At 70.8% G+C, this 12,378-nt stretch carries 11 protein-coding genes; 7 read left to right on the top strand and 4 right to left on the bottom strand.

The window, feature by feature from the left end; translation table 11 throughout:
• The first annotated feature begins 81 nt into the window (after window positions 1-81).
• The 5 genes from ACQPWZ_RS32565 (at window position 82) to ACQPWZ_RS32545 (ending at window position 6,003) form a co-directional block, all read left to right on the top strand.
• Window positions 82-1,011 carry a DMT family transporter gene (locus tag ACQPWZ_RS32565; RefSeq protein WP_433573177.1) on the top strand — a complete coding sequence of 310 codons (930 nt, stop codon included), beginning with the start codon at window positions 82-84 and terminating at the stop codon, window positions 1,009-1,011.
• Window positions 1,012-1,133: 122 nt separating this feature from the next.
• On the top strand, window positions 1,134-1,535 hold the full coding sequence (locus ACQPWZ_RS32560) for a DUF485 domain-containing protein (protein ID WP_433573176.1): 402 nt from the start codon (window positions 1,134-1,136) through the stop codon (window positions 1,533-1,535).
• Window positions 1,532-3,148: a cation acetate symporter gene (locus ACQPWZ_RS32555; RefSeq protein ID WP_340476991.1), complete on the top strand. Its 1,617-nt coding sequence runs from the start codon at window positions 1,532-1,534 to the stop codon at window positions 3,146-3,148. The genes ACQPWZ_RS32560 and ACQPWZ_RS32555 overlap by 4 nt, the downstream gene beginning before the upstream one ends.
• 205 nt (window positions 3,149-3,353) lie before the next feature.
• Entirely contained in the window at window positions 3,354-3,866 is a 513-nt protein-coding gene (locus ACQPWZ_RS32550; RefSeq protein ID WP_340476990.1) for an SRPBCC family protein, read from the top strand.
• Window positions 3,867-3,894: 28 nt separating this feature from the next.
• Window positions 3,895-6,003 carry an ATP-binding protein gene (locus ACQPWZ_RS32545; RefSeq protein ID WP_433573175.1) on the top strand — a complete coding sequence of 703 codons (2,109 nt, stop codon included), beginning with the start codon at window positions 3,895-3,897 and terminating at the stop codon, window positions 6,001-6,003.
• A gap of 255 nt (window positions 6,004-6,258) precedes the next feature.
• Here ACQPWZ_RS32545 and ACQPWZ_RS32540 read toward each other — a convergent pair whose 3' ends face one another.
• The 3 genes from ACQPWZ_RS32540 to tdh form a co-directional block, all read right to left on the bottom strand.
• Entirely contained in the window at window positions 6,259-7,173 is a 915-nt protein-coding gene (locus ACQPWZ_RS32540; RefSeq protein ID WP_340476988.1) for a LysR family transcriptional regulator, read from the bottom strand.
• A 22-nt stretch (window positions 7,174-7,195) separates the two neighbouring features.
• On the bottom strand, window positions 7,196-8,377 hold the full coding sequence (locus ACQPWZ_RS32535) for a glycine C-acetyltransferase (protein ID WP_340476987.1): 1,182 nt from the start codon (window positions 8,375-8,377) through the stop codon (window positions 7,196-7,198).
• Window positions 8,378-8,523: 146 nt separating this feature from the next.
• Complete coding sequence (gene tdh, locus ACQPWZ_RS32530) at window positions 8,524-9,552, bottom strand: L-threonine 3-dehydrogenase (protein ID WP_340476986.1); 1,029 nt, start codon at window positions 9,550-9,552, stop codon at window positions 8,524-8,526.
• A gap of 313 nt (window positions 9,553-9,865) precedes the next feature.
• Between tdh and ACQPWZ_RS32525 the strand changes: the two genes are divergently transcribed.
• On the top strand, window positions 9,866-10,864 hold the full coding sequence (locus ACQPWZ_RS32525) for a winged helix-turn-helix domain-containing protein (protein ID WP_433573174.1): 999 nt from the start codon (window positions 9,866-9,868) through the stop codon (window positions 10,862-10,864).
• 126 nt (window positions 10,865-10,990) lie between these two features.
• Here ACQPWZ_RS32525 and ACQPWZ_RS32520 read toward each other — a convergent pair whose 3' ends face one another.
• Window positions 10,991-11,866 carry a glycosyltransferase family 2 protein gene (locus tag ACQPWZ_RS32520; protein ID WP_433573901.1) on the bottom strand — a complete coding sequence of 292 codons (876 nt, stop codon included), beginning with the start codon at window positions 11,864-11,866 and terminating at the stop codon, window positions 10,991-10,993.
• Window positions 11,867-12,059: 193 nt separating this feature from the next.
• On the opposite strand from ACQPWZ_RS32520, the gene ACQPWZ_RS32515 reads away from it, so the two are divergent.
• The gene (locus ACQPWZ_RS32515; RefSeq protein ID WP_340476984.1) at window positions 12,060-12,377 is read left to right on the top strand and encodes a hypothetical protein; all 318 of its coding nucleotides are present in this window, start codon (window positions 12,060-12,062) and stop codon (window positions 12,375-12,377) included.
• Window position 12,378 lies beyond the last annotated feature (1 nt).

Here is a 12,378-nt window from a genome sequence, read left to right as displayed (position 1 = left end):
CGGGAGGGCCTCGGCTGGAGCGCCTGACAAGACCTGGAGGAGACGGACGTGGTCAGTGGCGGAAGAGGAACTTTTCTGCGCATGGGCGTACTCGCCCTGCTGTGGGGATCGGGATTCCTCTGGATCGAGGTGGCACTCGACCACGGCCTGACCCCGGCGCAGATCACCTTCGCGCGCTGCGCGCTCGGCGCGCTGGTGCTGGTCGCGATGGCGGCCTGGGCCCGTAAGCGCCTGCCGCGCGACCGTGCGACCTGGGGTCATCTGGCGGTGGCGGCCTTCTTCTGCAATGCCCTGCCGTTCGCGCTGTTCAGCATCGGCCAGCAGACGGTCGACTCCGGGGTGGCGGGCGTGCTCAACGCGACCACGCCCCTGTGGTCGCTGCTGATCGGACTCGCCATCGGTACGGAGCGGGGAATCCGGCCGGTCCGCCTCGCCGGACTCCTTCTGGGCTTCGCCGGCACCCTGTTGATCTTCGCGCCGTGGCAGCAGGGCGGGCTGACCAGCTGGGGCGCGCTCGCCATCCTTGCGGCGGCGGCCAGTTATGCGGTGGCGTTCACCTACATGGGACGCAAGCTCACCGGGAAGGGCTCGGCACCCATCGCGCTCTCGGCGGCCCAGCTCCTCGCGGCAACGGGCCTGAGCACCCTCGCGCTGCCCGTCGCGGGTACGTCGACCTCGGACGTCACGCTCGTCGGCGTGCTGGCGGTCATCGCCCTCGGCGTCTTCGCCACCGGGTTCACGTTCGCGCTCAACTACCGGCTCATCGCGGACGAGGGCGCCACGAACGCGGCCACGGTCGGCTATCTGCTGCCGGTGGTCTCCCTGACCCTCGGGGCACTCGTCCTCGACGAAGCGCTCACTCTGCGCGTCGTTATCGGAATGTTGATTGTCCTCGTCGGCGTCGGACTGACGCGCAGGCAGAAGGGGACAAAGCCGCTGTCGCCGCTGGTCGAAGCGTCGTCTGCGGGTACCGCGCGAGAGCCGCGACTCCGGACAGACCGGGTCAACTGACCGACCAATCAGTCCATCTGAGAATGCTCCGGCACTTCTACTGGCGGGTAACGTGTGCCGCTCCACCGGCATGCGCCAGCCGTCGCAGGCCGACCGCGAAGGCATTCGAGGACCAGAACGCGATGTCGTACCACCGCTCACAGCCCTCATATCCCGAGTTCCCGGACTTCCCCGAGCAGCCGGGACAGCCCCACCCCTCCCAGCGGCCCGCCCAGCCCGCCGCGGACCGTCGTCGTGACGTGCGCGCACTGAGCACGGCGTACAAGAGACTGCGCCGCGTCGCGACGCTCTCCGCACTCGGGTACTTCGTCGTCTTTCTCGTCCTGTGCGCCTATGCCCCCGAACTCATGTCGAGCAGGGTCACCGGCGGCCTCACCACCGGCCTCCTGCTGGGCCTGCTGCAACTCCCCGTGACCGCGCTGGCCGTCGCCTGGTACGAGCGCACCGCACGCCGCCGCGTCGACCCCCTCACCGAAGCGGTACGCCGCAACACCGCCCCGTCCCCGCAGGGAGCACGACGATGACCGGATTCAGCACCGAAGCCCAGACCATGTCCCTGGTCGCGTTCATCGCCGTGATCACCGTGACCCTGCTCCTGTGCGTGATGACGGGGCCGGACCGGGACGACCTGGACGAGTTCTACACCGGCTTCCGCTCGCTGTCGCCCATGCAGAGCGGACTCGCCATCGCCGGTGACTACATCTCCGCGGCGAGCGTCCTCGGCACCATCGGCGTCATCTCGCTCGTGGGCCAGGACGGTCTCGTACTCGCGCTCAGTACCGCGCTGTCCCTGGTCCTGCTGATGTTCCTGCTGGCCGAACCACTGCGCAACGCGGGCCGGTTCACCATGGGCGACGTCCTCACCCGCCGCGCGCCCAGCCCCGCCGTACGCATCACCGCCTGCATCGTGACGCTGGTGGCGCTCTTCCCGTTGCTGATCTTCCAACTCGCGGGCGCGGGCGATCTGCTGGCCTTCGTCCTCGGCATCGACGCCGCCGGCTTCAAGACCGGCTCGATCGTGCTCCTCGGCCTGCTGATGATCATCTACGCGGCGATCGGCGGCATGAAGGGCACAGCGTTCATCCAGCTGGTGAAGACCGTGGTGCTGCTGGCCGCGGCCGTCGCCATCGCGGCCCTCGTGCTGAACCGCTTCGACTTCAGCGTGCCCTCGCTTCTCGACGCCGCGGCACGCGGCAGCGGCGCGGGCCAGGCCTATCTCTCACCCGGCCTCCAGTTCGGCGGCGACGGACTCGACCTGATCAGCTCGCAACTGACCGTCGTCCTCGGCGCGGCGTGCCTCCCACACATCACCATGCGCATGTTCAGCTCCCGCAGCGCGCCCGCCGTGCGCCGCTCGATGAGCTGGGCCGTCTCCACCGTCGTCGTCATGGGCCTGCTCAGCGCCGTGATCGGCTTCGGGGCGGCGGCGCTCGTCGGCCGCCAGCAGATCACGCTCAGCGACCCCCAGGGCAAGACGTCGATCCTCCTCGTCAGCCAGGCCGTCATGGGCGAATCCGTGTCCAGCTTCGAGACACTCCTCTTCACGGCCATGGCCACCGCCATCTTCCTGACCCTGCTGGCGTCCGTCGCCGGCATCACGCTCGCCTGCGCCAACTCCCTGGCCCACGACCTGATCACGAACGGCCTGCGGCGCAGGCAACAGCTGCGTGCCGGCACCGAGATGATGCTCGCCCGTGCGACGGCGGCGCTGGTCGGCCTCGCGGCGATCGTCCTCGCGGCGGCCTCCCGGCACTGGAATCTCCAGGCGATGGTCACCCTGTCGTTCTGTCTGGGCGCCTCGGCGATCGCCCCGGCGCTCGTCTACAGCCTGTTCTGGCAGCGCTTCAACCGCGCGGGTCTCCTGGCCTCGATGATCGGTGGCGCGGTCAGCGTCCTGATCCTCATCACCGGCACCACACTGGTCTCGGGTTCCCCCCAAGCGATCTTCCCGGACCAGGACTTCACCTGGTTCCCGTACACGACCACGGGCCTCGTCTCGATTCCCGTCGGTTTCCTCGCGGGCTGGCTCGCCACCCGCCTGACGAACAGCCGTACGGGTATCCACCGGCAGGAGGACTTCGACGACGAGGCGGCGGAGGCGGCGATCCTGGTCGACACCTCGGCAGCGCGGTACTGACGTCCGGGTGGTACCGGCGTCCGGACGCTACCGGCGTCCGGGCGGACGGGTCCCGCGGCGACGCCACAGGGATTTCCGCCCGAGCACGACCCTCGCATCCGGCCACGACTGCACCGCGACCTTCCTGTACACCGAACGGAACGACCTCCACGGCGAGATGATCGCCCGCGGAGTCCCGGGCACCCACGAGAGCGGAGCCGTACCCATGAAACGCACCATGACGGTCTCGGACAGCATCGTCGTCGACGCCCCGCCGGCGACGATCTACGACCAGGTCAGCGATCCGACCCGGATGGGGCGGTGGAGCCCGGAGAACCAGGGCGCGACGATGACGGACGGCACCCAGGTCGCCCATGTGGGCATGGTCTTCGACGGCCACAACAAGCGCGGCCCCATCCGCTGGACGACGCGCTGCACGGTGACGGCCGCGGAGCCGGGCGAACGCTTCGCGTTCCGGGTGCACGCCATCGGCCGGCGCAAGCCCGTGCTGAAGGCGCCGATCGCCTCCTGGGAGTATCGCTTCGAGGCGGTCGACGGCGGCACGCGGGTGACCGAGACCTGGACCGACGACCGCCGGTCGTGGCCCGACGCGATGGCCGGCGCCTTCGACAGGGTGGCGACCCGCGGCCGCACGTTCGCCGCATTCCAGCGAAAGAACATCGCGATCACGCTGCGCAACCTCAAGAAGGTGATGGAGTCGGCCCCGGACGTCTCCTGAGAGGTCCGAAGTACGCAAGAATGTGCCCGTGTTGGGCAATATTCCGGAGGAATCGACCAGCTTCGTCGGACGGAACTGGGAACTGTTCCGATTGGACCGCGCGCTGGCCCGCGACCGACTGGTCACCCTCGCCGGAACGGGCGGGGTCGGCAAGTCACGACTGGCGTTGCGGGCCGCGCGCGAAGCGCAGGCCCTGTTCCCCGACGGTGTGGCCTGGGCCGATCTGTCGCCGCTCCACGGGGACCGGCTGCTGCTGTCCGCCGTCTCGGACGCCTGCGACCTCGCGGACCACACGCCGCGTATGCCGGTCGACGCCTTGTGCGAGTGGCTGGCGGGCAAACGGCTGCTCCTCGTCCTCGACTCCTGCGAGCATCTGGTCGACGCCTGCCGGGAGTTGGTCGCCGATCTGCTGACGGCCGTGGCGGACCTGACCGTGCTCGTCACAAGCCGCGAACCGCTGGGCATGGAGGGCGAGCGGCTGATCGAAGTCGAGCCCCTGCCCCCGGGCGGGCCGGACGCGCTGGAGCTGTTCACCCAACGGGTGGCCGCGGCATCCTCCGCGGCGGAATCCCGGGGGACGGAGACGGGGACAGGGGCGGCGACGGGGACAGCGACCGGGACCGGGACCCGAACCGGAGATGCGCCGCAGGCCGCGGCCGCCATACGGATCTGCCGCCGGCTGGAAGGGATTCCCCTGGCGCTGGAACTGGCCGCCGCACAGGCCGGTCAGGCCACGGTCGAGGACATCGCCGAGCGGCTCGGTTCCCGTTTCGACGTCCTCGCCACCACCGGTCCGGGGGTCCGGCCGCAGCGTCACCGGACGATGCGTACCACGATCGGGTGGAGTCACGAGCTGTGCGCGCCGCTCGAACGGCTGCTGTGGGCGCGACTCACCGTCTTCCGCGGCGACTTCGACCTGGAGTCCGCCCGCGCGGTGTGCTCGGGCGGACCGCTCGGCGCGGATGCCGTGGACGCGCTGCTCGGGCGCCTGGTGGCCGTGTCCGTCGTCACCGTCGTCGCGGGCGGCGACGGCATCCGCTACCGCATGCTCGACACCATCCGCGAGTACGGGCACCTGTGGCTGCGCGCGCTCCACGAGGAGGCTGCCCTGGCGGAGCGGCACGCGGACCACTTCCTGCGGTTCGCCCAGGACGCGGACGCGGGCTGGCTGAGCGCCGACCAGACCCGGTGGTACCGCAGGATCGCCGAGGCGGACACCGACCTGTGCACGGCACTCGACCATCTGCTGGCCACCTCCCCGGAGCGCGCGCTGCGCCTCGTCGGCCTCATCGGCTTCTTCTGGAGCTGCTGCGGCCATCTGCACGAGGCCCGCGGATACCTCGAACAGGCCCTGGCCGCGCATCCGTCGGACAGTGCGGACCGTACGCGGGCACTGTGGGCGCTCGGCGTCACCCTCACGCTCCAGGGCGAGTACGAGGACGCTCAGCGGGTCGGTGAGCAGTGCACGCGCGCCGCATGGCGGGACGGCGACACCGAGGAATTGCTGGCGGCCGCGTATCTCACCGGGCTCATCGCGCTGCTGACCGGACGGCCGATCGCCGCCCATCTGGTGACGGAGCACGGGCTGGGAGCCGCGCCCGGTGAGCCCTTCGACTCCGCGTCCCGGCTGCGTTGCCACCTGGTGCAGGTCTTCGCCCTGACCGGGCTCGGCAAACTGCCCGAGGCCCGGGAGCGTGCGCTGTGGCTGCGGGCGGGCTGTGTGCAGCGGGGCGAGGTCTGGTCCCGCGCCTACCTCGACTACCAGCTCGCGCTGATCGACCTCTTCGCCGGGAACCCACTGGATGCGGCGGCGCATGCCCGCTCGATGCTCGAGAGCAAACGGAGCCTCGGCGACAGCTTCGGGATCGCGCTGGGGCTGGACGTGCTGGCGGCCGCGATCGCCGCGGCGGGCGACGGTGAACTGGCCGGGCTCGTGTACGGGACGGGCCAGTCCTGCTGGCGCACGGTCGGCCACCCTCAGCGGGGCACTCCGGAACTGCGGGCGGTCCGGGAGGAGTGCGAGCGGACGGCCCGGGCCGAGGCGGGCGACGTGGCGTACGAGAGTGCGTACCAGCGAGGTCTGACCGCTGACCCGGCCGTGGCGCTGAGCACCGCGCTGGGGGCGCGGTCCGGCTGAGCGCGGGGTGGGCTCGAGGCTTGAAAGGGCGGCGGGTCCTGGCGCCGGGGGCGGCCGAGATCCGGGGGCCCTCTGGCCGGTCCGGGCGGCCGGGGCGGCCGCGGTGGGTGCTTCCGTGGCGGGTCGGGTGGTGCTGCGGCGGCCGGGGTCCGGTGCTTCCGTGGCGGGTCCGGGCGGTACTGCGGCGGCCGGGTGGGTGCTTCCGTGGCGGGTCCGGGCGGTGCTGGTGCCGGGAGTGGCGCTTCCGGGCCGCGGTCAGTCGGTGGAGAGGCCGTCCGCAGCCGCGGCGAGCGCATCCAGTACGGGGCTGATCAGCGGATGCCGCTCCGCTCCCCGCCGTACCGCGGCGAACACCCTGCGGGTCGCGGCAGGACCGGAGACCGGGAGCACGACGGTGTCGGTGAGCTCCATGCCGCGCAGCGCGGAGCGGGGCACCAGCGCCACTCCCGCGCCCGCTCCGGCGAGGGCCACGACAGCGCGGAAGTCGTCGGACCAGTGCGCGAGACGGGGCTGGAAGCCGGCCAGTTCACAGGCGAGCAGCACCATGTCGTGGCAGGGGTTGCCGGGGTAGGGGCCGATCCAGTCACTGTCGGCGAGTTCGGCCAGTGCGACCCGGGGCGCCGTACCGAGTGGATGGTCGGCGCGCAGGACGGCGTCGAACGGCTCCGCGTACAGCGGCACCCGTGCCAGCCGGCGGTCGCCCTCGCCCGGGGCTCCGCGGTACTCGACCGCGACGGCCAGATCCGCCTCGCCGTCGAGAACGAGCGGCAGGCTCTCGTCACCCTCGGCGTCCCGGACGCGGACCCGGATTCCCGCGTGGTCCACGGCGAGACGGCCTATGGCGGGGGCAACGACCTCGGCGATGCCGGTGGCGAAGGCAGCGACCGTGACCTCGCCCGCGGCGCCGCCCGCGTACGCGGCGAGTTCCGCCTCGGCCCGCTCCAGCTGGGCGAGCACGGCATGCGTGTGCGCGAGCAGGATCTCCCCGGCGGCCGTGAGCCGCACCCCCTTGCCGCTGCGGATCAGGAGGGCGTGGCCGGTCTCCTGCTCGAGCGCGATGAGCTGCTGGGAGACGGCCGAGGGGGTCAGATACAGCGCGGAGGCCGCGGCGGTCACCGTACGGTGGTCCGCCACGGCTCGCAGGATGCGCAGCCGCCGAGGGTCGATCACCCGGCCATTTTGCCAGGTGGACTCAGCCCTTCAGCGCCTGGCGTGCGTCGATGAACGCCGCGACGGCCCGCTCGACGTCTTCGGTGGAGTGCGCGGCGGACAGCTGGACGCGGATACGGGCGGCACCCATCGGCACGACGGGGTACGAGAAGCCGATGACATAGACACCGCGCTCCAGGAGGAGCTCGGCCATCCGGCCGGCCTCGGCGGCGTCGCCGATCATGACGGGCGCGATCGGGTGGTCGCCGGGCAGGATCTCGAAGCCCGCCTCGGTCATCTTCGACCGGAACAGTGCGGTGTTGGCGGTGAGCTTCTCGCGCAGGTCGCCCGCGGACTCCAGCAGGTCCAGAACCGTGAGCGAAGCGGCGGCGATGACCGGTGCGAGGGAGTTGGAGAAGAGGTACGGGCGGGAGCGCTGACGCAGCAGGGCGACGATCTCGGCGCGGGCCGCGACATAGCCGCCGGAGGCTCCTCCGAGCGCCTTGCCGAGGGTGCCGGTGATGATGTCGACGCGGTCCATCACGCCGGCCAGTTCCGGGGTGCCCCGGCCGCCGGGGCCGACGAAGCCGACGGCGTGCGAGTCGTCGACCATGACCATGGCGTCGTAGCGGTCGGCGAGGTCGCAGATCTCGCGCAGCGGGGCCAGGTACCCGTCCATGGAGAACACGCCGTCGGTGACGATGAGCCGGCGGCGGGCGTCCTGGGTCTCCTTGAGCTGCTGCTCGAGCTCGGTGAGGTCGCGGTTGGCGTACCGGTGACGGCGGGCCTTGGAGAGGCGGATGCCGTCGATGATGGACGCGTGGTTGAGGGCGTCCGAGATGACGGCATCCTCCGGGCCGAGCAGCGTCTCGAACACGCCGCCGTTGGCGTCGAAGCAGGAGGAGTAGAGGATCGTGTCCTCCTGGCCGAGGAAAGCGGACAGGCGGGCCTCGAGCTCCTTGTGCACATCCTGGGTGCCGCAGATGAAGCGCACGGAGGCCATGCCGTAGCCCCAGCGGTCCAGTGCTTCCTTGGCGGAGGCGACGACCTGGGGGTGGTCGGCGAGGCCGAGGTAGTTGTTGGCGCAGAAGTTGAGCACCTCGCCCGAGGGGACGGAGACGGACGCGCTCTGCGGGGTGCTGATGACCCGCTCGGGCTTGAAGAGGCCGGCGTCGCGGATCTCGTCGAGGGTGACGCGGAGGTCGTCGCGGACGGACTCGAACATGAGGTGAGCTCCCTTGAGCGGTGGCTGCGGGCTGTTGGTCGGGGCGAGGGGCGGAGGCCCGGGGCGGGCGCGAATGGCGGTCAGCGGACGGCGGTCAGCGGATCGACAGGGCGGCCGGCCGGCGGGCCGGCCCGTGAGTCTGCCGGTCAGCGGGTCCAGTCGAGGATGATCTTGCCGCTACGGCCCTGCGCCGCCTCGTCGAAGGCCGCGTCGAAATCCTGGTACCCGTAGCTGCCGGTGATCACGGGGCTGAGGTCGAGGCCGCCTTCGAGCAGGACCGTCATCGCGTACCAGGTCTCGAACATCTCCCGGCCGTAGATGCCCTTGATCGTGATCATCGAGGTAACGATCTTCGACCAGTCGACGGCGAACTCCTGCGCCGGCAGCCCGAGCATGGCGATTCTGCCGCCGTGCGTCATGTTGTCGACCATGTCCCGCATGGCCTCGGGGCGGCCGGACATCTCGAGACCGATGTCGAAGCCCTCCTTCAGACCGAGCCGGCGCTGTGCCTCGGCGATGTCGTGCTCGGCGACGTTGAGCGCGAGCGTGGCACCGACCTTGCGGGCGAGGGCGAGGCGGGGCTCGCTGACGTCGGTGATCACGACGTTGCGTGCGCCGGCGTGGCGGGCGACGGCCGCGGCCATGATGCCGATGGGGCCCGCGCCGGTGATCAGTACGTCCTCGCCCACGAGCGGGAAGGAGAGCGCGGTGTGGACGGCATTACCGAAGGGGTCGAAGATCGCCGCGACATCCAGGTCCACCTCCGTGCGGTGGACCCACACGTTGGAGGCGGGCAGGGCGACGTACTCGGCGAACGCGCCGTCCCTGCCGACCCCGAGGCCGATCGTGCTGCGGCACAGGTGACGGCGGCCCGCGAGACAGTTGCGGCACTTGCCGCAGACGAGGTGCCCCTCGCCACTCACGATGTCGCCAACGGCGATGTCGGCGACGTCCGCACCGACCGCCGCGACCTCGCCGACGAACTCGTGGCCGAGAACCCGCGGCGCACTGACCGCCTGCTGGGCCCAGGCGTCCCACGACCGGATGTGCAGATCGGTGCCGCAGATGCCCGTACGGAGCACCTTGATCAGCACATCGCCGGAACCCGTCTCCGGCTCCGGCACGTCCATGAGCCACAGGCCGGGCTCGGCATGCTGCTTGACAAGGGCCTTCATCGGGGCGGCTCCAGTGCATGGTGTCGAAAGGACCGAGGACAGCTGCGACGACTGCGACAGTTGCGGCAACTACGACAAACAATGACAGCGTACGTCCATGGACCTGCACCAATCTGCCCAGCTCGGCCCGCGGAGTCCATCGAGGATTTCTTCAGCAGGGCAACAGGAGAGCTTCATGCGGCGGGTGTGAACGGGCGTCCAGGATGGCCTGAAGTGGTTGAACCGGCATGAAGTCGTCCCGCGTCCCCACCCCTGAAAGAACGGCCCGTCACACGGCTCGGCACGGCACGTTGTACGGCAGGGGGACCGCACAGTGCACGGCTTCACCGAACTCCGACTCGGCCCGCTCGACCGGGTCCGGGTCTCCGTCGCTCCCCATCCGGGAGCAACCCTTCTGTCACTCGTCGCGGACGCGCTCGGGGGACGCAGCCAGGGCGTTCCTGCGCACTGGCAGCGCATCGTCCGATCCGCCGCTCCCCGGGCCGCACCGGGGGTGGTGAGTCCGCTCTTCGCGCCCGACTACTCGATCATTCCCGACTGCCTGACCCCGACGGCGTGCATGCCGGACGGCGACGCGACCACGCAGTTCGAGCAGCTGGCGGATCTGTCTCCGGACACGCTGCTGGCCGAGATGGAGACGGAGTTCGCCCAGAGTGTGCCCCGGCAGTGGCAGCCGGTCGTGGACCGCCCCCGCGACTGGCTTCAGGCGTACGCGGGGCTTCTGGCCGAGGTGTGGCAGGAGTTCCTGCCGGTGTGGAAGCAGGCCGACCGGCTGTTCCACCGCGAGGCGGAACGTATCGGCAGCGCGACGGTACGGGGATGCCTGGACAGCGTGCTTCCGGGGATCAGCCCGCGGTTCAAGCTGCGGGGCACCAGCCTGTATCTGCCGGACCAGCAGGCCGGGACCTTCGACCTCGGCGACCGCCGGCTCGTCCTGGTCCCCATTGTCTCCGGCATGGGTGCGTCGATGTTCGCCTTCGACCGGCCCGACCTGGTGTGGATCGGCTATCCGCTGCCCGGGATCGGCCAGTTGTGGGACGGCGGCACAGCGGCCGGACAACCGGCCGAGATCAGCCGTGATCCCCTGACACTGATCGCGGGCCGGCTGCGTGCCGCGATCCTCCGGGCGTCGGCGGCCCCGATGACCATGGGCGAGCTGGCGTCGCATCTGCGCTGCAGCCCGGCCAACATCACCTACCACTGCACCCAGCTCCAGGACGCCGGCCTCCTCGAACGCGAACGCCGCGGCCGCCATGTGGTGCTCACGCGCACGGAGCGAGGGCATGCGCTCGTGGAACTTCTGTCGGAGTGAAGAGACGGCGGGGCGGGGCTGGTGTGGGCCGGGAGCGGTGGGCGGATGGCTGGCCGGGGGGCATCGGCCTGGCGGGCGGGGCCGGGTCGGAAGGCCGCGCCCAGGGGCCGGCCCGGTCGGCAGACCCTAGACGACGGGCGGGCGACCCAGGCGGGTCATGCGCCAGACCGTCCTCCACCGCATGGGGCGGCGGACTCCACACGGCCTGCGCACCCCTTCGGCGAAGCCGCCGAACCAAGCCCGCAGGCCGGGTAGAGAACGAGTACGGGCAACCGTGAGCGCAATCCACGTCCCCAGATAGACCGGCACGAGCAGCGCGGGCAGATGGCGCCGGGCCATCCAGACCCGGTTGCGGGCGGTCAGCCGGTAGAAGTTCGCGTGCCGGGCCGGCGAGGTCCGGGGGTGCTGAAGGACCAGAGCAGGCTCGTAGAGGATCTTCCAGTCCGCGTCGAGCGCCCGCCAGGCCAGATCCGTCTCCTCGTGGGTGAAGAAGAAGTCGTCGGGCCAGTCCCCGATCTCGTCGAGCATCCGCATCGAGATTCCATGGCCACCGCCGAGGAACGTGGTCACGAGCCCTCGCTGCATCGGGTCTCCCGCCCGCAGCCGGGGGACGTGCCGCCGCTGGGTGAAGCCGGTCTCGTCGGCGATGCGGAAGCTGACGATGCCGAGCCGGGGATCGGCGGTGAACAGGTCGGCGATCCTGGTGAACACGTCGGCCTCGATCAGCAGACCGTCGTCGTCCAGGTCCACGAGGATGTCCACGCCCCCTGCCGTACGCAGCCGGGCGAGGGCGACATTGCGTCCGCCGGCCACACCGAGGTTCTCCTCCAGCTCCACCCCGATCACGCCCTCGGGCAGCTCCGGCAGAACCGACCCGTTCCCGACCACCACGACCTGTGCGGCAGGCTCCTGCTGCTTGACGACGGAGTCCAGCAGGGCCCGCAGCTCGGCGGGCCGGGTCCCCATGGTCAGTACGGCCACACCTACGCGCGGTCGGGACACGTCCACATCACTCCAGTCCTCGGCAGCTGAGCCGGCAGCGGCAGCGGCAGAAGAGGGTGATGCTAGCGGCCTGCCCAGAGACGCAGTTCCGGGCATATAAGCACCGGTGGCTCGATCGGCAATCCGGGGGCCCGCCACATGGACCATCGCCGCAACAGTCGCGCTTGCGGATCCGGAGTGCGAGCCTGGGAGGATGAGCTGGGCATCATGGACGACCGCCGGCGTGTTTTCCGGCCGTGGAGGAGTGCTCACCGACGAGGTAGGCGTGCTGAGCGGTGATCTCACCGTGCACACGACCTGGGCGGGCGGAGAGGCCCGCGTCGCGGTGCAGTACAGCGGGGCCTCCGACTGGTTCACGATGACAGGGAGTCCCGCACCCTGTCAGTCCGAGGACGACAGCCGCAGCCTGCATCAGGCCGCGGTTCAGGCGGTGCAGGAGGGCGGGCCGGCCACCGTCCCCTCCTTGCCGCAGAGACCTCGTAACGTGCGAGGGACGCAGAACGCCTCCTGAG

It is taken from the genome of Streptomyces sp. CA-251247 (genome assembly GCF_050952975.1).
In the GTDB taxonomy this organism is placed as follows: domain Bacteria; phylum Actinomycetota; class Actinomycetes; order Streptomycetales; family Streptomycetaceae; genus Streptomyces; species Streptomyces achmelvichensis.
Note: the sequence above shows the minus strand (reverse complement) of the source record. Positions and strands in the feature narration are given on the sequence as shown.

Bases quoted from the DNA above. Each gene is read 5' to 3' on its own strand.
- ACQPWZ_RS32565 (WP_433573177.1), top strand. From the start codon at position 82: ATGGGCGTACTCGCCCTGCTGTGGGGATCGGGATTCCTCTGGATCGAG.
- tdh (WP_340476986.1), bottom strand. From the start codon at position 9,552: ATGAAGGCCCTTGTCAAGCAGCATGCCGAGCCCGGCCTGTGGCTCATG.
- ACQPWZ_RS32535 (WP_340476987.1), bottom strand. From the start codon at position 8,377: ATGTTCGAGTCCGTCCGCGACGACCTCCGCGTCACCCTCGACGAGATC.
- ACQPWZ_RS32555 (WP_340476991.1), top strand. From the start codon at position 1,532: ATGACCGGATTCAGCACCGAAGCCCAGACCATGTCCCTGGTCGCGTTC.
- ACQPWZ_RS32550 (WP_340476990.1), top strand. From the start codon at position 3,354: ATGAAACGCACCATGACGGTCTCGGACAGCATCGTCGTCGACGCCCCG.
- ACQPWZ_RS32515 (WP_340476984.1), top strand. From the start codon at position 12,060: ATGAGCTGGGCATCATGGACGACCGCCGGCGTGTTTTCCGGCCGTGGA.
- ACQPWZ_RS32560 (WP_433573176.1), top strand. From the start codon at position 1,134: ATGTCGTACCACCGCTCACAGCCCTCATATCCCGAGTTCCCGGACTTC.